This window comes from Aureimonas sp. SK2 (assembly GCF_029813115.1).
GTDB lineage: Bacteria > Pseudomonadota > Alphaproteobacteria > Rhizobiales > Rhizobiaceae > Aureimonas.
Map to the genome: position 1 here is coordinate 61,767 of NZ_JAPZDS010000001.1, position 20,904 is coordinate 82,670.

The 20,904-nt window shown below is 68.3% G+C and carries 16 protein-coding genes and 1 other annotated feature; of the genes, 10 read left to right on the plus strand and 6 right to left on the minus strand.

Going from position 1 to position 20,904, the window contains the following annotated elements; translation table 11 throughout:
- Positions 1-117: 117 nt before the first annotated feature.
- Both O5O54_RS00295 and O5O54_RS00300 read left to right on the plus strand, forming a co-directional pair.
- Positions 118-708, plus strand: coding sequence for an SCO family protein (locus O5O54_RS00295; protein WP_407061644.1), 591 nt, complete (start codon positions 118-120; stop codon positions 706-708).
- Between the two features lie 56 nt (positions 709-764).
- Positions 765-1,643 carry a 50S ribosomal protein L11 methyltransferase gene (locus O5O54_RS00300; protein WP_279477612.1) on the plus strand — a complete coding sequence of 293 codons (879 nt, stop codon included), beginning with the start codon at positions 765-767 and terminating at the stop codon, positions 1,641-1,643.
- A 98-nt stretch (positions 1,644-1,741) separates the two neighbouring features.
- Here the strand turns inward: O5O54_RS00300 and O5O54_RS00305 are convergent, their stop codons facing one another.
- A complete protein-coding gene (locus tag O5O54_RS00305) occupies positions 1,742-1,999 on the minus strand; it encodes a hypothetical protein (protein WP_279477613.1) in 258 nt (85 codons plus the stop codon).
- 118 nt (positions 2,000-2,117) lie between these two features.
- Entirely contained in the window at positions 2,118-2,600 is a 483-nt protein-coding gene (locus O5O54_RS00310) for a MerR family DNA-binding transcriptional regulator (protein WP_279477614.1), read from the minus strand.
- Between the two features lie 267 nt (positions 2,601-2,867).
- Here O5O54_RS00310 and O5O54_RS00315 point away from each other — a divergent pair, with 267 nt between their 5' ends.
- The 5 genes from O5O54_RS00315 to O5O54_RS00335 all read left to right on the plus strand — a co-directional run bounded on the left by O5O54_RS00315 (position 2,868) and on the right by O5O54_RS00335 (position 10,850).
- Positions 2,868-6,860 (plus strand): peptidoglycan-binding protein, encoded by a 3,993-nt coding sequence (locus O5O54_RS00315; protein WP_279477616.1) that lies wholly within the window; start codon positions 2,868-2,870, stop codon positions 6,858-6,860.
- Positions 6,861-6,957: 97 nt separating this feature from the next.
- Complete coding sequence (locus O5O54_RS00320) at positions 6,958-7,890, plus strand: sulfite exporter TauE/SafE family protein (protein WP_279477619.1); 933 nt, start codon at positions 6,958-6,960, stop codon at positions 7,888-7,890.
- Positions 7,887-8,684, plus strand: coding sequence for a TIGR02186 family protein (locus O5O54_RS00325; RefSeq protein ID WP_279477621.1), 798 nt, complete (start codon positions 7,887-7,889; stop codon positions 8,682-8,684). The genes O5O54_RS00320 and O5O54_RS00325 overlap by 4 nt, the downstream gene beginning before the upstream one ends.
- A 6-nt stretch (positions 8,685-8,690) precedes the next feature.
- A complete protein-coding gene (locus O5O54_RS00330) occupies positions 8,691-9,185 on the plus strand; it encodes a DUF3429 domain-containing protein (RefSeq protein WP_279477623.1) in 495 nt (164 codons plus the stop codon).
- A 120-nt stretch (positions 9,186-9,305) separates the two neighbouring features.
- Positions 9,306-10,850 carry a PAS domain-containing methyl-accepting chemotaxis protein gene (locus tag O5O54_RS00335; RefSeq protein WP_407061631.1) on the plus strand — a complete coding sequence of 515 codons (1,545 nt, stop codon included), beginning with the start codon at positions 9,306-9,308 and terminating at the stop codon, positions 10,848-10,850.
- Positions 10,851-10,893: 43 nt separating this feature from the next.
- Here O5O54_RS00335 and pdeM read toward each other — a convergent pair whose 3' ends face one another.
- Entirely contained in the window at positions 10,894-11,607 is a 714-nt protein-coding gene (gene pdeM, locus O5O54_RS00340) for a ligase-associated DNA damage response endonuclease PdeM (protein ID WP_407061645.1), read from the minus strand.
- Between the two features lie 132 nt (positions 11,608-11,739).
- Positions 11,740-11,792: a sequence feature (sul1 is cis-regulatory element that is thought to sense ions involved in sulfur or methionine metabolism; They are found in Alphaproteobacteria), on the plus strand.
- A gap of 79 nt (positions 11,793-11,871) precedes the next feature.
- On the opposite strand from pdeM, the gene O5O54_RS00345 reads away from it, so the two are divergent.
- The 3 genes from O5O54_RS00345 (at position 11,872) to O5O54_RS00355 (ending at position 15,753) form a co-directional block, all read left to right on the plus strand.
- On the plus strand, positions 11,872-13,356 hold the full coding sequence (locus O5O54_RS00345) for a SulP family inorganic anion transporter (protein WP_279477625.1): 1,485 nt from the start codon (positions 11,872-11,874) through the stop codon (positions 13,354-13,356).
- A gap of 118 nt (positions 13,357-13,474) precedes the next feature.
- Complete coding sequence (locus O5O54_RS00350; RefSeq protein ID WP_279477627.1) at positions 13,475-14,044, plus strand: DedA family protein; 570 nt, start codon at positions 13,475-13,477, stop codon at positions 14,042-14,044.
- Between the two features lie 167 nt (positions 14,045-14,211).
- Positions 14,212-15,753, plus strand: coding sequence for a cryptochrome/photolyase family protein (locus tag O5O54_RS00355; RefSeq protein WP_279477628.1), 1,542 nt, complete (start codon positions 14,212-14,214; stop codon positions 15,751-15,753).
- Between the two features lie 837 nt (positions 15,754-16,590).
- On the opposite strand, the gene O5O54_RS00360 is transcribed toward O5O54_RS00355, so the two are convergent.
- From O5O54_RS00360 to O5O54_RS00370, 3 genes are all read right to left on the minus strand, one after another.
- Positions 16,591-19,152: a ligase-associated DNA damage response DEXH box helicase gene (locus O5O54_RS00360; protein ID WP_279477630.1), complete on the minus strand. Its 2,562-nt coding sequence runs from the start codon at positions 19,150-19,152 to the stop codon at positions 16,591-16,593.
- A 39-nt stretch (positions 19,153-19,191) separates the two neighbouring features.
- Positions 19,192-19,869: a YitT family protein gene (locus O5O54_RS00365; RefSeq protein ID WP_279477632.1), complete on the minus strand. Its 678-nt coding sequence runs from the start codon at positions 19,867-19,869 to the stop codon at positions 19,192-19,194.
- Positions 19,870-19,954: 85 nt separating this feature from the next.
- Positions 19,955-20,899 carry a class I SAM-dependent methyltransferase gene (locus O5O54_RS00370; RefSeq protein ID WP_279477634.1) on the minus strand — a complete coding sequence of 315 codons (945 nt, stop codon included), beginning with the start codon at positions 20,897-20,899 and terminating at the stop codon, positions 19,955-19,957.
- Positions 20,900-20,904 lie beyond the last annotated feature (5 nt).

Below are 20,904 nucleotides of genomic sequence, written 5' to 3' on the forward strand. Positions count from 1 at the left end.
CCTCGTCTGCCGCCTCGCGCCGGCCTTGGAGCGGGCGGAGCATTGCTGTATCCGAGACCGCGACACCGGAGCAACGACATGACCGATCCGACCCCGCCCGAGAAAGCTCGCCGCCGACTGCCGGTGCTGCGCTACGCCCTCTGGTTCCTGGTGGCCGCCGTGCTCGCGCTCCTGGTTCTCGTCTGGACCTTCGGCCGCGCCGAGATGGAGGAGGTGTCGCAGGCGAGCGAGCCCTACGGCACCGCCTTCTCGCTGGTGGACCAGAACGGTGCGCCGGTGACGGAAGCGGCCTTGCGCAGCCGGCCGACCGCCCTGTTCTTCGGCTTCACCCATTGCCCGGACGTCTGCCCGACGACGCTCTACGAGCTGTCGGGTTACCAGAAGGCGCTGAAGGCGGAGGGCAAGGACCTCGGCATCGTCTTCGTGACGGTGGATCCGGAGCGCGACACGCCCGACATGCTGAAGACCTATGTCGGCGCGCTGTCGCCCGACATCACGGCGGTGACGGGCAAGCCGGACGACGTGGCCGCCATGCTGAAGGGCTACGGCGCCTATGCCCGCAAGGTGCAGCAGGGCGACGACTACACGATGGACCACACGGCCTCGGTGATCCTCCTCGACCGGAGCGGGCGCTTCGTCGGCACGATCGCCTATGGCGAGAATCCCGAAACGGCCAAGGGCAAGCTGGAGCGGCTCGTCACGCTGTGACCGGGCCGGGCGGTGCGCAAGCCGCCGCCATATAGAGAAGAGAACGAGGAACGATCTTGGGTCAGGTTCGATTTTTCGCGCAAGCCGACCGCGCGCGCGCGCTGGCGCTCTACGACCGGCTCGACGCCTGGTTCGGCGAGGGCGGATCGCCCGTCGCCCTGACGGAGATCGACGAGAAGGCCGACATCCACGAGGCCTCAGTCTATTTCGAGAACGCCGACGCGGTGGACGAGGCGGCGGTGCGCGAAGCCTTCGGCGACGCGGCGCCCGAGCGCGAGGACCTGCCCGACATCGACTGGATGGCCGAGGTGCTGGCGGGCCTCAAGCCCGTGCGCGCCGGCCGCTTCCTGGTGCACGGGGCGCACGACCGCGACAAGGTTCTGCCCAACGACCTGTCGATCGAGATCGAGGCCGGCCAGGCCTTCGGCACCGGGCACCACGGAACCACGGCCGGCTGCCTCACCATGATCGAGAGCGTGGTGCGGCGCCGCCGGCCGCGCAACGCGCTGGACCTCGGCACGGGCAGCGCGGTTCTGGCCATCGCCTTCGCCAAGCTGGCCCGCCGGCCCGTGCTCGCCACCGACATCGACCCGGTGGCGGTGGCGGTGGCGCGCGAGAACGTCCGAGCCAACGGCGTGTCGCGCCATGTGGCGCTCGCGACGGCCACCGGTTTCGCTTCGCCGGCCTTCCGGCGCTCGGCGCCCTTCGATCTCGTGATCGCCAACATACTGGCGGGGCCGCTGATGCAGCTCGCCCCGCAGGTGGCGCGGCATCTTTCCGACGACGGCGACGTGATCCTCTCCGGCATCCTGGGGCGGCAAAGGGACGCGGTCCTCTCGGCCTATCGCATCCAGGGCCTGTTCCACCGCCGCACCTTGCTGCGCGGCGAATGGGTCACCCTGCATCTCTGCCGCAACCGGGCCGGCGCCGTCTGAACGCGCCATCGTGGAAGGTGCAGATGAAAAAGGCCCGGCCATCGGCCGAGCCTTTCGATCGGGGGAATGGAAGCCGTGCCCGCCTCGCGGGCGGGGCCTCAGGGGCGCTGCGGCGCGCAGGCCTCGAACATCGAGCCGCGATGCGACAGCATGTGCGTCATGGGCTCGGTTTCGAGATACATCGGACGGGCCGTGCCATGCGCGTAGCGGCTGGACGGGCGGGACCGGTCGGCACCCGGACGACGGGCGTTGGCGCCGATTTGGGTCGGGAAGGACCCTGAACGTTCGGTGCGGACGTTGAGCATGCTGACCTCTTGGGACTTCTTTCCGTGGCTCCCGTCCTTCATATGCTGCATCGCGAAAGGTCCAGCTACCCCGCCGCGTGCATAGGTTCCCTGACGCCTATGCACGGCAAATGATCGAGTTTCTTCATCCTTCGTTCATAAATCGGCCGGCGACCCGACGGCCGACGTCTCAATCGGTCGGGCCGCCGTCCGACAGGCGCTTGCGAACGACGTCGAGGGCGACGTCCATCGCCTGGATCGACTCGTCGATCTCGCGGCGCTGGTCCTGAAGGATGACGCGCTGGTCCTTCATGCGTTCGAAAGCGACCTCGAGCTGGCGGCGCGCGCCGCCCGGCCCGTTGTAGATGTCGATGATCTGCTTGGCTTCCGTCAGGGAAAAGCCGAGGAGCTTGGCCAGGAGCACGAGGCGCAGACGCATGCGGTCGCGGCGCGAGTAGAGACGCGTCGTTCCCTGGCGCTCGGGTTGGAGAAGGCCGCGATCCTCGTAGAAGCGCAGGGTGCGGAGCGACACGCCGAACTCACGCGCAAGGTCGCAGATCCGGAAGGTGCGCTCGCCGGGCGAGGTGTCCCCCGCGCCGCAGTCGAGAAGGGCCGCGATGCCGATCCTGGCTTCCGGGTCCTCGGCGGGGTCGTTCGATGCAGGATGCTTCATGATGACTCACTCACCACCCGCGCTAACACACGGGCATAACTAGTGGCGACGTGATTTTCGTAAGCCTGCCGCACGAAAAAAGTTTAGCGGCCACCTTGTTCCCGGCACAAGGTTGAACGGCCGTGAATCCAGCCTCGCTCCCGCTTAGGTTTTTAAATCCTTAACCACGAGGCCCGCGCTTAACCTTCTGTTAGGGCGCCGGGTTGTGAACTGGGCAGAGCGGTCGCGCCCGCAGGCAGGCGGCGGCGGGGCGGAAGGAGCGAGGACATGTCGCACAAGGAAGCGAAAGTCAGGCAGCGGCTGGAGGACAGCGCACCGGCGTCCGACTCGTCCTTCTCCTCCTTGAGCAAGACGCTCGAGGACCTGGAGCAGCGCCTGAGCCGCCTGTCCTCGACCAAGACCGCCGCCAACGCGCCCCAGCCCCAGCCTCTGCCGGAGGCGGAAACGTCGCGCGCCCAGACCACGGAAGAGAAGATGCGCGCCGCCGTCGAGGCGCGTCGCGCATGGCGTCCCTCGCTGACGGCCGCCGTCTCCAACGTCGCCGTCGAGCGCGTCCTGGCGACGGAGGAGGACGAGCCGCGCCGCCGGGCCGCCGCGGGCCGCCGGATCGGCACGATCGCCGCCGAGGTCGAGCAGCTCCAGATGCAGAACGCCTCCATCGCGCTGATCAAGGATCTCGCCGCCGAGCTGACCCTCCTGCGCGGCGACATCCAGAACCGTGTCGGTCTCGACACGGACGCCCGCATCAAGGAACTGCAGGGCTCGTTCGCCGATCTCAAGCAGATGATCGCCGAGCGCGAGACGCCCGACCGGATCGGCGCCGAGATCTTCGAGATCATGGAGTCGCTTACCGAGCTGACGGCCGGCACGGCCGACCAGGCCTCGCTGGAGGCTCTGCGCCAGGAGCTCGACTCGGTCGGCGCCATGGTCGGCCAGATGGCGCGCGAGGAATCGCTCGAAGCCGTCCAGCGCCGCTGGGACACGTTCGAGGTCCAGATCGCCGACCACATGGCGCTGGACGCCGAAGCCAAGCGCAACCTCAAGGTCGAGCTGGAGCGCCTGCGCAGCTCGCTGCGTTCGCTCGCCACCGAGGACCAGGTTCTCGCCGTCCAGCAGCGCTGGGAGGAGTTCGAGGCGCGCTATATCGACACCGCCCGCGTTCAGGCCGAGGAGTCCGTCGCCAAGGTGCTGCGCGCGGAGCTCGGCGGCCTCCGCCAGAAGCTCGACGCGCTCGTCGCCGAGAGCGGTCCCGAGGCGATGGACGCCCGCTTCGACGCCCTGGCCAAGCGCCTCGGCTCCGACGTCCTGGCCAAGGGCATCGAGCGGCTCGCCGAGCGCATGAAGGAGGTCGAAGGCGCGCTGCTGCGCATGCCGGAGCTCCTGCAGATCGAGCAGCTCGAGGCGCGCGTCGCATCGCTCGCCGAAGGCATCGAGACGCTGACCGCCGAGGTCCGCGAGCCCGACCTGTCGCATTTCGCCCTCATCGAGGAGCGCCTCGACGAGATTTCGTCGGCGCTTGCCAACGCCCCGTCGGCCAAGGTCGGCGAGATCGACATGGCGCCGGTCGAGCGCATCGAGGCGCGCGTCGCCGACCTGACCGGCCGGATCGACAAGCTGGCCGACGGCAAGGACGTCGCCGCGCTCTCCACCCAGATCGCGGCCCTGGCCGAGCGCGTCGAGGACATCGGCGCGACCGCGCCCGGCGGCGACATCGGCCGCCGCATCGACACGCTGGCCGACCGGGTCGAGACCCTGTTCCGGCGCGCCGGCACGGCCGACACGGCCGCCTTCGAGCAGCGCCTCACCGCGATCGCCCAGCGCCTGGAGGACTCGGCCTCGACGCGCGGCGTCGATCCAGAGATCATCTCCGCGCTGGAAGCGCAGATCACCCGCATGACGCAGATCCTGTCCGGCGTGGCGGGCGCCTCCGTCGAGGATGCCGGCGCCGTGACGCAGCGTCTCGACGCGATCGAGCGCCAGCTCGACGAGAACCGCGACAACGTCGTCGCGGCCGCCCGTGCCGCGGCCGAGGAAGCCGTGCGCCGCATGCGGGTCGAGGACGCGCATCGCGAGACCGGCTTCGTCCAGGAACTCGCGCAGGACATGCGCAACCTCGAGGCCCTGTGCCGCGAGAGCGACGAGCGCACCTTCGGCGTCTTCGACGCGGTCCATGCGACGCTCCTCAAGATCGTCGAGCGCCTGACGCTGATCGAGACGGAAATGCGCGCTTACGGCACCGCGCCGGTGCCGGCCGCCGCGCCGAGCCTGCCGGCCGTCGCGCTCGTGCCGTCGGCCATCGAGGTCCCTGTCGCTCCGGTCCACGCCGAGCCCCCGGCGGCCCGCATCGAGCCGGCCGTCGAGGTTCCCGTGTTCGCCGACAGCGCCATGCTGCCTGGCCAGGTGTCGATGGAAGAGCCCAAGGGCCTGCGCGCCGCGCTGCACCGGCACATGGGCCGCCGCGGCACCCGCAAGGGCGAGACCACATCCGCCCAGGCGCTGGCCGAGCGGATCCGCCCGACCCCGATGATGGACGAGCCCGCGACGGGTGAGGCCAAGGTCGAGCCGGCTGCCTCCGCCCGCCTGGAAGCGCCCGAGCTCGACCCGGCCGACAGCCTGGTCTCGCGCGAGGCCAACCGTCCGCTGGAGCCCGGTTCCGGCGCCCCGGACATCGCGGCCCTCATCGAGCGCGTGCGCCAGCAGCAGCGCGGCGAGGACCCGGTTCCCGAGCCAATGGCCAAGGCCGACTTCATCGCCGCCGCCCGCAAGGCCGCGATGGCCGCCGCCGCCGAGGCGGAGGCCCTGCGCGACCGCGAGGAGCGGGGCGAGGACCTCAGCGCCAAGCCGGCCTCCAACCGCCGCAAGCCGATCCTGATGGGCGTCGGTGCCGTGCTCCTGGCCCTCATGGCCGTGCCGTTCGGCATCGACCACTTCCGCGGCGGCGAGCAGCAGGCCGCCGTCACCGACGACACGGCCGTTGGCACGGTGTCCACCGTCGCCTCCGTCCTGCCGACGGCCACGCCGGTCGATGTGAACGCGCTTGCCCGCCAGCCGATGCCGGCCGCGATGCCGAGCGTCGCGTCCGAACCGGCGATCGAGATGGCCGCCGCAGCCCAGCCGTCCGTCGCCGCTTCCGAGCCCGTGGTCGCGCAGCCCGAAGCCGCCGCCATGCCGGAACCGGTCGCCGAGGCGCCGGAGGCCGTCGCCGAAGCGCCGACCGCTCCGGTCGAGCCGGCCGCTCCGACCTTCGCCACCGCGCCGAGCAAGGTGGAGATGACCAGCGCCGAGCCCGCCGCCGCGCCGACTGATGCCGTCGTTGCCGCGCCGGCCTCGGAAGCGATGGACGCCGCCGCGCTCCTGACGGCCGCGCGCTCGCAGTTGCCGCAAGCCGCGCAGGGTACGGTTCCGGCCCTGCCGCAGGGCATGGCGTCCGAGCCTCTCGCCAAGGCCGTGTCGGCCGAGAACCCGATGGCGCTGTTCGAGATCGGCCTGCGCCTGATGGAAGGCCGCAGCGGTCCGAGCGATCCGGTGGCCGCCATGAACTGGTTCGCCCAGTCGGCCGTCCGGGGCTTCGCACCGGCGCAGTACAGCCTCGGCACGCTGTACGAGAAGGGCAACGGGGTGGAGCGCAACGCCGCCCAGGCCCGCGACTGGTATCTCCTGGCCGCCCAGCAGGGCAACGTGCGCGCCATGCACAACCTGGCCGTGCTCTACGCCACCGGGATCGACGGCAAGTCGGAGCCGGAGGAAGCGGCCCGGTGGTTCATCCAGGCCGCCGACCACGGCATGCGCGACAGCCAGTACAATCTCGGCATCCTCTATGCTCGCGGTGCCGGCGTCGCGCAGGACATGGCGTCGTCCTATCGCTGGTTCGGCATCGTCGCCGGAGCCGGGGACAAGGACGCCGCGTCCAAGATGCAGGAGGTCGGCAAGACGCTGACCGCCGAGCAGCGCACGACGCTCGACGCCGCGATCGCCTCGTGGAAGGCGCAGCCGCGCGTCGAGGCCGCCAACACGGTGGAGATCCCGTCCGACTGGTCCGAGGCCGCCGGCCGCACGGCCTCGGTCGACATGACCCGGGCGATCCGCAACGTGCAGGCGATCCTGATCAAGCTCGGCTACGACCCCGGCAAGCCGGACGGCGTGGTCGGCGCCCGGACCGAGGCGGCCATCCGCGAGTTCCAGGGCAAGGCGGGCCTCGATGCCACCGGCAAGGTCGACGAGCCGCTGATCCGCGCCCTTCTGGAGCGCAAGGACGCCTGATCGGACCGTCCGTCGGTTTGACTTGGGGGAGGGGTTCGGGCCAAGAGGTCCGGACCCCTTTTCCGATCCGGCGGATCGGCTCTGCGGAACCCGGCCCGTGACCCTTTACCTTCCGATCGCCGAGATCACCGTCAATGTCTTCGTCATCATCGGGATGGGGGCGGCGGTGGGGTTCCTGTCGGGCATGTTCGGCGTGGGCGGCGGCTTCCTGATCACCCCGCTCCTGATCTTCTACAACATCCCCCCGGCGGTAGCCGTGGCGACCGGCGCCAACCAGGTGATCGCCGCCTCATTCTCCGGCGCGCTCGCCCATTACAAGCGCGGCACGGTGGATCTCAAGCTCGGCGGCATGCTGATCGGGGGCGGCGTCGTCGGCTCGGTGGTCGGCGTCGGGCTCTACACGCTCCTGCGCCGGGTCGGCCAGCTCGATCTCGCCGTCTCCATGCTCTACGTCGTGATGCTCGGCACGGTTGGCGTCCTGATGATGAACGAAAGCCTGCGCGCCATGCGCCGGGTGCGCAGCGGCGGCTCGGGCGAACTGCCGCGCCGCGCCGGCCACCAGGGCTGGATCCACCGCCTGCCGTTCAAGACCCGCTTCAAGCGCTCCAAGCTCTACGTGTCGCTGGTGCCGGTGCTCGGTCTCGGCTTCATCATCGGCCTTCTCGGCTCGGTGATGGGCGTGGGCGGCGGCTTCATCATGGTGCCGGCGATGATCTATCTCCTCCGCGTGCCCACCAGCGTGGTGATCGGGACGTCGCTGGTCCAGATCATGGTGACGGCGGCGGCCACCACCGTCCTGCAGGCGGCCACCAACGAGACCGTCGACGTCGTCCTGGCCTTTCTCTTGATGATCGGGGGCGTGATCGGCGCGCAGTTCGGGGCGGAGGCGGGGCGCAAGCTGCGCGGCGAGCAGCTCCGCGCGCTTCTCGCGCTTCTGGTTCTCGCCGTCGCCGGCCGGCTTCTGGTCGAGCTGGTCGCGGTCCCGAGCGAACTCTATTCCATCACGCTGCCGAGCGGAGAAAGCGGGTGAGGGGGCTGCGAGCGCCCTTCCTCGCCGGCCTCCTGGCGCTGGCGCCCCTGCCGGCCCCGGCGCAGGAGAACCCCGCGCCGATCGCCGAGACCTTCGAGATTGGCCTGTCGACGGAGACGATTTCCGTCGGGACCAATTTCGGCGGTTCGCGGCTCGTCGTGTTCGGGGCGCTCGACAACGCCGATCAGCGGCTTCTGCGCCAGGGTCGCTACGACATTGTCGTCATCCTCGAAGGGCCACGTCGCGACGTCGTGGTGCGCGAGAAGGAGCGCACGCTCGGGCTATGGATCAACCGGGCGGCCGAGCGCTTCAACGCCGTGCCGAGCTCCTACGCTTTGGTCGCGACCCGGCCGCTGCGCGACATCGCGCCCGCCGTCACCCTGCGCCAGCTCGACATCGGCATCGAGAACCTTGAGTTCGAGGCGCCGAGCCTTCGCACCGTGCGACCCGAACGCAAGGCGGAGTTCTCCGACGCCTTGAAGCGCCTGGGAGAGCGCGGTGGTCTCTTCACGCAGGTGACCGGCGACATCGAGTTCGTCAGTGCGACCCTGTTCCGCGCCAATCTCCAACTTCCGCCCGATCTTCCCGTGGGGCGCCACGTGGCCCGCGCGATCCTCTTCCGCGAGGGTGTGTTCGTGCGCGAGAGATCGGAGGATCTATGGGTGGTCAAGACGGGGATCGAGAGCCAGATATCTCGCTTCGCGGCAACCAGCGGCCTCCTCTACGGGCTGCTGGCCGTCGCCGTGGCAGTGTTCACGGGCTGGTTCGGCCGGCTCGTCTTCAAACGGGACTGATCTGACATGCATGACGACGTTTCCGCCGCCCCGCCGCGCAGCCGGGCCGAGCAGATGGTCCGCGCGGCCTGGATCCTCGGGCTCGCCGGCCTCGTGCCTTTCGTGGTCGGGGCGTGGATGATCGTCACGGGGTCGGAGGTGATCCCGCTGCCGGACGTTCCCTTCGCGGTGCTGACCTACGGTGCGCTCATCCTGTCGTTTCTCGGCGGCATCCGCTGGGGCGCCGCGTTGAACGAGCCGGGCCGACAGAGCCCGACGACGCTGGCCCAATCGGTCATTCCAGCGCTTGCTGCCTGGGTCTGCGCGCTGCTGCCGTCGCCCTGGTCCTTCGTCGGACTGGCGGCGGCCTTCGCCGTCCAGGGCGTCTGGGACGTTGCGGCCATCCGCGCCGGGCGCATCACGACGCCCTGGTTCGCCCCGCTGCGCCTCGCGCTCACCGTGGGTGCCGTCCTGTCGCTCGCGGTGATCGCCTATGCCTCGGCCCAGCCCGTGGCCTACTGACCGACGTTGCTCCCGACCGGAAGGTGCGCGGCCAAGCCGCGCCGCGATCCCACAGCAAGGTCCTGTGAAGGTTAGATGGCTAAACTTGCAGCGAATCACCTCCTGCTCGGATCGCTGTCGATGATGAATCTGTTTTCCAAGGACAAGGAAAAGCTCCAGAAGGTGGAGGCCGATCTGGACGATCTGTGCCAGCGCTGGGCACTGCTGGATCGGGAGTGCGGCATCGGTCTGTGGGAATGCGTGCTCGACAACGGCGACACGGCGTCGAAGGCGAGCCGCTGGACCTGGTCCGCGGAACTCGCGCGCATTCTCGGTTTCACGCCGGCGGAATTTCCCAATGTCCTCGAATCCTGGTCGGAGAAGGTCCATCCCGACGACGCGACACGTGTCTTCGCCACTTTCGGCGAATTCCTGGCCGATCGCACCGGCCGGCTGAAGTACAGTATCGAATACCGCATCCGAACCAAGGACGGCTCCTATCGCTGGGTGAACGCGACGGGCGGCGCGACCCGGGACGCCAGCGGCACGGCGATCCGCACCGTCGGCTCGATCAGCGACATCCACGAGCGCAAGATGGCGGAGGAGCGCGACCGGTTGCGCAACCAGGGGATCGACGTCTTCGTGGCGTCGATGGGCCGGGCGCTCGGCCAGCTGTCGCAGGGCGACCTGACCGTGCAGATCAACGACACCCTGCCGCCCGAGTTCGAGACCATTCGCGGCCATTTCAACGAAAGCGTCACCGCGCTCGGCACCACGATCGGTGCCGTGGTCAGCGCCGTCGGCTCCATGCGCGTCGGGCTCGGCGAGATCGCCACGGCGGCGGGCGACCTGTCGCACCGCACCGAGCAGCAGGCCGCGAGCCTCGAGCAGACCGTGGCGGCGCTCGGCGAACTGGTGCGGGGCGTCGATCGGACGGCGAAGACGGCGGACGAGGCCCGCACCGCGGCGACCACGGCGCGCAACGAGGCCGAGCGCGGTGGCGCGGTGGTCTCGCAGGCGGTGACGGCGATGTCCGAGATCGAACAGTCCTCGACCAGGATCGGCAACATCATCGGCGTCATCGACGAGATCGCCTTCCAGACGAATCTCCTGGCGCTGAACGCAGGCGTGGAAGCCGCGCGGGCCGGGGAAGCCGGCCGGGGCTTTGCGGTCGTGGCGCAGGAAGTGCGGGGTCTTGCCCAGCGCTCGGCCGAGGCGGCCAAGGAGATCAAGGACCTGATCTCGACCTCCTCCACGCAGGTCGAGCGCGGCGTCGAGCTCGTCTCAGCCTCGGGTCGTTCGCTGGAGCAGATCGTCGCCCAGGTCGGCGGCGTCGCCGACGTCATTTCCCAGATGGCTGCGACGGCGCGCGAGCAGGCGATCTCGCTGAAGGAGGTCTCGGTCGCCGCCGACCAGATGGACAAGTCCACCCAGCAGAACTCGGCGATGGTCGAGGAAACGACCGCCGCCGCCTCCTCGCTGTCGCAGGAAACGGAACAGCTCGCCGAAATGGTCGGCATTTTCCGCACGGCCGGCGGGCACGGCGCTCCGGCCGCCGCGCACTCGCGGAAGGCCGCTCCGACACCGGCTTCGCGCCCGGTGGCGCAGATGCGCACGCGCGGCTCGGGCGGTGCGGCGCTCAAGGCAGCGCCGGCTCCGTCGAGCGACAGCTGGGAAGAGTTCTGATCGCGACGATCGGTCGACAACCCAAGGCCGGCCTGCCTTCGCTCTAGCCCCGGCTCAGCGCGCCGAAGGCTATCGGATAGATCCGCGCCGTGCCGATCACGTAGGCTCGGGCCGTCTCCGGCCGGAACAGGCCGGCAAACGGCGGGCTCAGGACATTGAGCCCGCCGGTGGTGACGCCGAAGGACGGCATGACCATCCGCGAGCCGTCGCTGGCGAAGCATGGCCCCCGCACGCTCCGCCCGTTGCCGCTGACCCGAGCGCACGGGTGGAGGTGGCCGGCGACCTCGCCGTTCCGCCCGCCCGGCGACGGCTCGTGGCGGAAGTGCCAGAGGCCGATCGAGACCTCCTCGGCGCAGGTCCCGCCGAGGCCGGCCGGAGGCTCCGGGTCGTGGTTGCCCTCGATCCAGATCCAGTCCCGGCCTGCCATGGCCGCCTTCAGGCGCTCGCGCGGGGCATCGGGCATCAAGCCGGCGCCGTGCCGATCGTGGAAGCTGTCGCCGAGCGCCACGACGACATGCGGCTGGTAGCGGTCGAGCGCCGCCTCCAGAAGCATCAGCGTCGCCTCCGTGTCGTAGGGCGGCAGGAACATGCCGCGCCGCGCGAAGGCGGCGCCTTTTTCGAGATGGAGGTCCGAGACCACCATCAGCCGCTCGTCCGGCGCGAACAGGACGCCCGAGGGGTCGCAAACCACGGCCCCGCCGTTCAGCGCCGTTTCCAGCCCCGGCGCCTCGCCCTGCCGCATCCGCCGATGGATCATGTTCATGTGGTCGCGGTCCGGGTCTTCCATGTTCCTGAAGCGTTCTTCGAATCCAAAATGGCGGCGAAGGCAAGGCGGTGCGACGATCGGCACTTGATTCCCGAGCGCAATCAAGACATGAACCAGATGCACAATGGACCCGGCGCGCCGGGTGGCTATGCCGGGCGCCTATCCCTCGGCCAATCCAGACGACGTCAGACTTCCAACGACAGCGCCCTGCGATGAGGGCCGCCGACGTCGTCCAGATCCTCGTTGTTTCCATCCATGTTCTCGACCGAAAACCTCCGGGCCGAATGGCTCGGCAATGTCCGTGGCGACCTGCTCTCGGGCCTCGTTGTGGCGCTTGCACTGATCCCCGAGGCGATCGCCTTCTCCATCATCGCGGGCGTCGACCCGCAGGTGGGCCTCTACGCGTCCTTTTCCATCGCGGTTCTCACCGCCATCTTCGGCGGGCGGCCCGGCATGATCTCGGCCGCCACCGCCGCCACCGCGGTGCTCATGATCACGCTCGTGCGCGACCACGGCCTCCAATACCTCTTCGCCGCGACGGTGCTGGCAGGCGTGGTGCAGATGGCGGCCGGCTTCCTCCGGCTTGGCGACCTCATGCGCTTCGTCTCGCGCTCGGTGATGACGGGCTTTGTCAACGCGCTCGCGATCCTGATCTTTCTCGCGCAATTGCCCGAGCTGATCGGCGTGCCGAACATGACCTATGTCCTGGTCGCGGCCGCGCTGGCGATCATCTACCTGCTTCCGTACGTGACCAAGGCCGTGCCGTCGCCGCTGGTCGCCATCGTCGCGATTACCGCCGCCGCACTCCTCTTCGGCATCGACGTGCGCACCGTCGGCGATATGGGGCAGCTTCCCTCGAGCCTGCCTGTCTTCCTCCTGCCGGACGTGCCGTTCGACCTTGAGACGCTGCGCATCATCCTGCCCTATTCGGTCGCCATCGCGCTCGTCGGCCTTCTGGAATCGCTCATGACGGCACAGGTCGTGGACGACCTCACCGACACGGGTTCCGACAAGAACCGCGAGTGCTTCGGCCAGGGGGTGGCGAACTTCGTCACCGGCTTCTTCGGCGGCATGGCGGGTTGCGCGATGATCGGCCAGTCGGGCATCAACATCCGCTCCGGCGGGCGCGGGCGTCTGTCCTGCTTCTTCGCCGGCGTCGCGCTCCTGGTGCTCATCGTGGGCCTCGGCGACTGGGTCGCCGTGATCCCGATGCCGGCGCTCGTCGCGATCATGATCATGGTCTCGATCGGCACCTTCGACTGGGGATCGCTGAGGAGCCTCGTCACGCACCCGCGCCGTTCCTCGATCGTGATGCTGACGGTGGTGGTAATCGTGGTCTGGACCCACAACCTCGCGCTCGGCGTCTTTGCGGGTGTCCTCCTATCGGGCCTTTTCTTCGCCTCGAAGATCGCCCAGATATTCGCCGTCACGAGTACCGCCTCGGATGACGGCAGGGCGCGGACCTACGTGGTCGAGGGCCAGGTGTTCTTCGCCTCCGCCGGCCGCTTCCTCGAAAGCTTCGACTTCCGCGAGCCTCTCAGCCACGTGACGATCGACGTTTCCCGCGCCCATATCTGGGACCTCACGGGCGTCGGCGCGCTGGACAAGGCGGTGCTGAAGTTCCGGAAGGCGGGTGTGGCGGTCGAGGTCGCCGGATTGAATGCGGCCTCGCAGACGATCGTCGACAAGCTGACGATCCAGAACCGGGCGGACGCGCTGGGACTGCCGGCGGGGCACTGACGGCAGGCGCCGATCTTTGGATCGGATCGGCGCGATCCGCATTGTCGGGGCGCCGGACGTTACGCCGGGACGGCGGTCGTCTCGGCAGCCCCGTTCGCTCCTTGATGCCGGAGGCTGCGTGAACATTGAGACCTTCGTCGCGCAGTATGGGCTGCCCGCCATCTTTCTCGGTGCGGGCCTCGAAGGCGAAACGGTCGCGATTCTTGCCGGCATCGTCGCCCACGCGGGAACGCTGGGTTTCTGGCCGGTCGTCGTCACGGTCGGCCTCGGTTCCTTCGCCGCCGACCAGATCTTCTTCATCTGCGGGCGCTTCTTCCGCAATGCGCGCTTCGTCCGGCGTGTCAGAACCAGACCGTTCTTCGCGAAGGCCTTGGCCTCGTTCGAGAGGCGGCCGCTCCTGTTCACCTTCGGCTTCCGCTTCGTCTACGGATTTCGGACCGTCAGCCCGATCGCGATCGGAACGACGCGTCTGTCGACCATCCGCTATGTTCTGATCAATGCGGTCGCCGCGGCGACCTGGGCCATCATCTTCGTTTCGGCCGGGTTCTGGTTCGGAAACGGCATCGAGGCGGCCTTCGGCCATCTGCGCGCGCACCACCGTCTCATCGTCGCCATCGCGGGTGCGTTGCTGTTCGTCGGCGCTCTCGGGGTCTGGACGCGCCGCAGACTGATGCGAAGCCCGACGTGATGTCGCCTCGCATCTTCGTTCCTTCCGAGCGGCACAGGTGGTTATGCGCCAAAGCACGACGGGCGCATCGCGGTGCGGCCTAGCGGCACGTGCAGCTTGAAGCGAGCGCCGTCCCCGTCATCTAGCCGATCCTGTAGCCGTCACCACGCGTTCCGGGAGTCGCCGCGATGAAGCCTACCGTGCGGTTCGTCCTCGGCGATCAGCTTTCACGCGACCTCTCCAGTCTTTCCGACATCCAGCCCTGCGACGTGGTGCTGATGGCGGAGGTGGACGAGGAGGCGACCTATGTGCGCCATCACCAGCGCAAGATCGCCTTCCTGTTTTCCGCCATGCGCCATTTCGCGATCGAACTGGAGGCCGATGGAATCGCGGTGGACTACCTCCGGCTCGACGGCCGGCGGCGTGCGACGAGCTTCACCCAGGCGCTGACGCAGGCGGTCGAGCGGCACAAGGCCGCCCGGGTCGTCGTCACCGAGCCGGGCGAATGGCGCGTCCTGGAAATGATGCGGGGCTGGGAGGCCGCGCTCGGTGTGCCCGTCGAGATCCGGCCCGACGACCGGTTCCTGTGCGGGCGCGACGAATTCGCGATGCTTGCCGGCACGGGCGAGACGCTGCTGATGGAGACCTTCTACCGGCGCATGCGCGAGCGCACCGGCCTCCTGATGACGGACGAGGGCAAGCCGGAGGGCGGGCGGTGGAACTTCGACGCGGAGAACCGCAAGCCGCTGCCGAAACGGATAGACGTGCCGCCGCGGCCGGACTACGCGCCGGACGAGACGACGCGGCAGGTGCTCGACCTCGTCGCCCGGCGCTTCGGCAACCATTTCGGCTCGCTGGAGGATTTCGACTATCCCGTCACGCGCCGGGACGCCCTGCAATATCTCGAATGGTTCGTGACGACCGCCTTGCCGGACTTCGGCACCTATGAGGACGCGATGCGCCAGGGCGAGCCCTTGCTGTTCCATTCGCACCTTTCGGCGCTGATCAATTGCGGACTGCTCGGCCCCCGCGAATGCTGCGAGGCGGTGGAGAAGACCTATAGGAACGGCCGGACGCCGCTCAACGCGGCGGAGGGGTTTATCCGGCAGATCATCGGCTGGCGCGAGTTCGTACGGGGCGTCTACTGGCGGGAGATGCCGGGCTACGGGACCCGCAATGCGCTCGGTGCCGACCGTCCGCTCCCCGATTTCTTCTGGACGGGCGAGACGGAGATGAACTGCCTCGCCCAGGCGATCGGCGAGACCGCGGCTTCCGCCTATGCTCACCATATCCAGCGCCTGATGGTGATCGGCAACTTCTGTCTCCTGGCCGGCCTGGATCCGGTGGAGGTGCAGGAATGGTATCTCGTGGTGTACCACGACGCCTATGAGTGGGTGGAGATGCCCAACGTCGTGGGCATGATCCTCTATGCGGACGGCGGCGTCTTTGCGACCAAGCCCTACGCGGCGTCGGGCAACTACATCAACAAGATGTCGAACTACTGCGGCCAATGCCGGTTCGACGTGAAGCAGCGGACGGGCGAGGACGCCTGTCCGTTCAACTACCTCTACTGGGACTTCGTCGCCCGCCACGCCGAGCGGTTCGCGGACAACCGCCGCATGGACCGGACGCTCTTCACGCTCGGACGCATGGACGAGGAAAAGGTCGCCGCCATGCGGCGGGACGCGGCCTACTTCCTGGACGGGCTGACGCCGGCCGGAACCTACTGAGCCGTCGGGCTCTGCCGAGACGGCTTCAACCGGCGAAAGAGCGATGAGGCAGGCTGCCGCCCTTCCGCTTACGACCCTTAAACGCCGCTCAAATGCTCAATTCAACACTTACTAAAGCGGACGGTCGTGTGAGCCTAAAACTCACCAACGATGGTTGAGAGTGACAGATACCTTGACGTAGCTCGACCTATTTGCAGCCTTTCTCAGTGACGATACGAGATAGGCGGTTCTGGATTGGAAACATATTCTCGAACCCTCGGTAGTGGCCGACAACCACAGTCTCATAGCGGCACCCAACCTGAAGCTTGTCAAAAATCTGCTCTCGGCCGTCGTCCCATATCGCCCAGGTATTCGACTCTGGTAACTTGAAGGTGCCGTATTCGGTTTCGATATGTCCGCAATACAGTCCGGTCCCGATGGCCTGTGTCGGCGCTGAGCTGCGGTGAGGCGAAGCGGAGAAAATTCCAAATATTCCCCTTGACCGTCGACTTACACAAGTCCTCGGAGCATCAATGACCTTTACAGTCATCACCTCAATTCGCCGAGTGCTGAACTCTCTATATAAATTGCTTGATAACGCCCACAAGCCGCCAACGGATATAATCAAACAAGCGAGAAGCTTCAGCTCTCGACCGGCAATTGGTTTTTTGTTCGTCGCGTGGACCATTCTCAATGGATAGCGGCTGATTGCTACCGAAGATTAAATTCAAATGCTTGATTGAGTGATCCCAAGGTTTATAATGAAACAGGAGCACAGGAAACAGTCGCTGGCGACTGGTTCTGACAACCATAAATTCAAAAGCCGACATTCTGCTTTCCACCCACTTCACGTGCCCATCACCGCAGGTAGTTCGACCGGAAGTCCGTCATCTCGCCCAGCGCCTTGATGATGAGGTCCTGCTCCATGGCCTCGGCCAGGAGATCGTCGCGCGCCTCGCCCTCGACGCGCTCACGGCCGGCCTCGAGCATGATGGGAACGGCCAAGGGCGAGATTTCGTCCAGGTTCTTGTGCAGGATGTGGCGCTTGATGCGGGCGAGAAGGTCGGAGACGCGCTTCACGTCGAGAAGGCCCGTCGCCGCGTCCGCCCAGGTCGCGCGCAGAAGGATGTGGTCGGGCTCGTGCGCGCGCAGGACGTCGTAGACGAGGTCGGACGAGACGGTCATCTGCCGCCCGGTCTTCTCGCGCCCCGGCTGGCGCTTCATCACGAGCCCGGCGATAACCGCGCATTGGCGGAAGGTGCGCTTGAGGAGCCAGGAATCGGCCATCCAGGTTTCCAGGTCGTCGCCCAGCATGTCCTCGTCGAAGAGATCCTCAAGCGACAGCTTGCCCGATCCGATCATCTCGCCCATGTCGGCGCGGCCCCAGATCGAGAGCGCATAGTCGGTGGCGACGAACCCCAGAGGCTTGGCGCGGGCGCGCTCCAGCCGGCGGGTCAGGAGCATGCCGAGCGTCTGGTGGGCAAGGCGCCCCTCGAACGGATAGGCCACCATGAAGAAGCGGTTGCCGTTCGGAAAGGTCTCGATCAGGAGATCGTTCGGGCCAGGAATCGCGGATTTCCGCTTCTGGATCGCCAGCCACTCGCCGACCTGGGAGGGCAGGGCGCCCCATTGCGTTGGGTCGGCCAGCATCTCGCGCACCTTGGCGGCGAGGAAGGTGGTGAGCGGGAATTTCTGGCCGCCGTAGTAAGGCACCTTCGCCTCGTCGTCCCGCGTCTTGGTGACGAGGCACTCCATCTCGTGGATGCCCTCGAACTTCAGCACCTGGCCCGAGAAGAGGAACGTGTCGCCGATGGCGAGGGTCTCGAGGAAGTTCTCCTCGATCTTGCCGAGCACCGGGCCGCCCCGCGCCATGCCGCTCTTCGTCTTGGCGCGGATCAGGCGCACGAGGAGAGCTTCGGACTCGATGATCGTGCCGGCGTTCATCCGGTAGCCTTGGACGACGGACGGGTGCGTCACCCGCCACGTGCCGTCCTCCGTCAGGCGGATCTTGGCATAGCGGTCGTAGACGCGGAGCGAGTAGCCGCCGGTCGCGACGAAATCCACCACTTGATCGAACGTGTCGCGGTCGAGGTCGCGGTAGGGCGAGGCCGTGACGACCTCGGCATAAAGGTCGTCGGAGCGGAAGGGCGCGGCGCAGGCCATGCCGAGGACGTGCTGGGCGAGCACGTCGAGGCAGCCCTCGCGCATGGGCGGGGAATCCTGCGCGCCGAGATAGTTCGCGTCGAGCGCCGCCTGGCACTCCATGACCTCGAACCGGTTGGCCGGCACGAGGATGGCGCGGGACGGCTCGTCCATCCGGTGGTTGGCGCGGCCGATGCGCTGGGCGAGGCGCGAGGCGCCCTTCGGCGCGCCGACATGCACCACGAGATCGACGTCGCCCCAGTCGATGCCGAGGTCGAGGGTGGAGGTCGCGACCACGGCGCGCAACTCGTTGGCCGCCATCGCGGCCTCCACGCGGCGGCGCTGCGACACGTCGAGCGAGCCGTGGTGAAGGGCGATCGGCAGCGTCTCCTCGTTGATGCGCCAGAGTTCCTGAAACAGCAGCTCGGCCTGGGAGCGCGTGTTGACGAAGAGGAGGGTCGTCCTGTGCGCCTTGATCGCCTCGTAGATCTCCGGCATCGCATAGCGCGCCATGTGGCCTTGCCAGGGCACGCGCTCGCGCGACTTCAGGATGGTGATTTCGGGCTTCGCGCCGCCGTCCACCACGATCAGGTCGGCCATCGGGGAGGCGTCCGGTCCCTGCGCCACCAGCCATTCGCGCAATTCGTCCGGGTCGGTCACCGTGGCGGAAAGGCCGATCGTCTGGATCGCCGGGCGCAACATGCGCAGGCGCGCGAGGCCGAGCGCCAGGAGATGGCCGCGCTTGGAGGCGACGAGCGAGTGCAGCTCGTCGAAGATCACGTAGCGAAGGTCGGAGAAGAAGCTTTCGGCATCGGGCGCCGAGATCAGGAGCGCCAGTTGCTCCGGCGTCGTCAGCATGATGTCCGGGGGCTTCAGCTTCTGGCGCTGGCGCTTGGACTGCGATGTGTCGCCGGTTCGCGATTCCAGCGTGATCGGCAGGCCGATCTCCTCTACCGGCTTTTCCAGGTTCCGGCGGATATCGGTCGCGAGCGCCTTCAAGGGCGAGATGTAGAGCGTGTGGATGCCGGGCGGGCGCGTGCCCGGGCGGCGCTTGCCGCGACGTGAGAGATCGACCAGCGAGGGCAGGAAGCCCGCCAGCGTCTTGCCGGCGCCGGTCGGCGCGATCAGGAGGACGGAGGCGCCGTTCTCCGCGCGTTGGAGAAGGTCGAGCTGGTGCGGGCGCGGCGACCAGCCCTTCTGCGCGAACCAGCGCAGGAAGGGTTCCGGCAGGTCGAAGCCGGGCAGAGCAAGGGGCGGGACGGAGAGCTGTGCTGTCACCTTCGGGAGGTAAGGCCGCGCTGCCCCTTCGCCAAGGGATCAGACGGCGAGATAGCGGTCGGTGCGGTGGTTGATGGCCAGGAAGAGGTTGAGCACCAGCGCGCCGAGCACGGAATAGGCGACCGCCATCGGTGGAACGGCGGCAAAGGCCGTGACCAGCACCAGAAGGTCGACGCCGAGCTGCGTCAGCCCGGCGCGCCAGCCGAACCGGTCCTGGAGATAGACGGCGAGGATGCCGACGCCGCCCGCCGAGGACCGGTGGCGGAACAGGGCGAGAAGGCCGAAGCCGAGCATCAGCCCGCCGAGGCAGGCGCCGAGCAGCGGATCGACATAGGAAAAGCGGAGGACGTCGCCGCTGAAGGCCGTCATCAGCGACAGGAGCGCCACGGCGAAAGCCGTCTTGATCGTGAAGGCGCGGCCCATGCGCCTGACCGCCAGCGCATAGAAGGGAAGGTTCGCGACGAAGAAGACGAGGCCGAAGTTCCAGCCGGTGAGGTAGTGGACCACGAAGGCGAGGCCCGCCATGCCGCCCGTGAGGAAGCCGAGCGAGCCAAGGATGGAGATGCCGACGGCCGTCAGCGTCACCCCCGCGATGACGCCGAGCGCGTCTTCCCAGGGGCTGTGGCGCGTCGCGGTCGAGGCCCAAGAGCCGAAGCGATGGGCGCGGCGCGTGGTCTCGCGCTCCTGCCGGTCGGCCGAGAGTTCGGTGGCGCTCATGGACGGGCTCCGCTCGCGTCGAAGCCGGGAGAATATCCGGCCGGAGCGCCCCGACCAGCGCGGCTTTCGCATGGGTGCCATGCCGTCAGGCGCGCCGTGCGACGATCAGGGTGCCGGCGATCGCCTCGCCCCGGTCTCGCCGCAGCGTCTCGGCCGCCTCGAGCACGACGGCATATCCAGACTCCGCCAGCGCGGCGCGGAGATAAGCCGGCGCGTGCGCATAGCGCAGCGACGGACGGAGCACGAAATCCTCCGCCTCGTCCGCGAATTCGGTCGAGAAGGCGAGCATGCCGCCGCTTTCTTGCAGCGTCGCCGCATGGGCGAAGACCGGGCGGAGGTCGCCGAGATAGGTGAGCACGTCCGCGGCGGTGACGAGGTCGTAGTCGCCGTTCTCCGGTCGGGGCGCGGCGAGGATGTCGCCCTCCATCAGCGTGTCGTAGAGGCGCTTGCGGCGGGCCTTGTCCAGCATGCCGGCGGAAAGGTCGATGCCGTCGAGCCGGTCGCACAGCGGCTTCAGCCGCTCGCCCATCAGCCCCGTGCCGCAGCCGAGGTCGAGCGCCGCGCGGAAGCGGGCGCCGGGCGCGGCCTCGCCGAGGAGGCCGAGCAGGAGGTCGGGTACGCGGTAGTCGAGCCGGCGCACCAGCGCATCCTCGAAGCCGTCGGCGTACTGGTCGAAGAGGCCGGCGACGAAGGAAGGCGAGGGCGCGTCGGGTACGGGCTCGGCGCCGAGCCGCGCGAGCTTCAGCCGGGCGCCGTAAGGGTCCGCCTCGTCCTGCTCCAGCGCCTCGCGGAAGACGGCGCCCGCCGCCTCCGCCTCGCCCGCCTCCGCCAGGAATTCGCCCCAGCGCACGCGCCCGAGCAGCCAGCCCGGCGCCCGCTCCATCGCCTGCGACATGAGGTCGGCCGCCGCCGCGAGATCGCCCGCCTTGGCATAGGCCTCGGCATATTCGGCGCGGCGGTCGGCGAGGTCGTCGCCGGATCGATGGAGGCTGTGGCGCAAGGGCGGCGTTCCGAGAAGGGGCTCGCGCATATGCG

What these genes read in the sequence shown, in the direction of transcription:
- O5O54_RS00345 (WP_279477625.1), top strand. Translation starts at nt 11,872, where the DNA reads ATGTTCTCGACCGAAAACCTCCGGGCCGAATGGCTCGGCAATGTCCGT.
- O5O54_RS00315 (WP_279477616.1), top strand. Translation starts at nt 2,868, where the DNA reads ATGTCGCACAAGGAAGCGAAAGTCAGGCAGCGGCTGGAGGACAGCGCA.
- O5O54_RS00355 (WP_279477628.1), top strand. Translation starts at nt 14,212, where the DNA reads ATGAAGCCTACCGTGCGGTTCGTCCTCGGCGATCAGCTTTCACGCGAC.
- pdeM (WP_407061645.1), bottom strand. Translation starts at nt 11,607, where the DNA reads ATGATCCATCGGCGGATGCGGCAGGGCGAGGCGCCGGGGCTGGAAACG.
- O5O54_RS00370 (WP_279477634.1), bottom strand. Translation starts at nt 20,899, where the DNA reads ATGCGCGAGCCCCTTCTCGGAACGCCGCCCTTGCGCCACAGCCTCCAT.
- O5O54_RS00330 (WP_279477623.1), top strand. Translation starts at nt 8,691, where the DNA reads ATGCATGACGACGTTTCCGCCGCCCCGCCGCGCAGCCGGGCCGAGCAG.
- O5O54_RS00365 (WP_279477632.1), bottom strand. Translation starts at nt 19,869, where the DNA reads ATGAGCGCCACCGAACTCTCGGCCGACCGGCAGGAGCGCGAGACCACG.
- O5O54_RS00305 (WP_279477613.1), bottom strand. Translation starts at nt 1,999, where the DNA reads ATGCAGCATATGAAGGACGGGAGCCACGGAAAGAAGTCCCAAGAGGTC.
- O5O54_RS00335 (WP_407061631.1), top strand. Translation starts at nt 9,306, where the DNA reads ATGATGAATCTGTTTTCCAAGGACAAGGAAAAGCTCCAGAAGGTGGAG.
- O5O54_RS00310 (WP_279477614.1), bottom strand. Translation starts at nt 2,600, where the DNA reads ATGAAGCATCCTGCATCGAACGACCCCGCCGAGGACCCGGAAGCCAGG.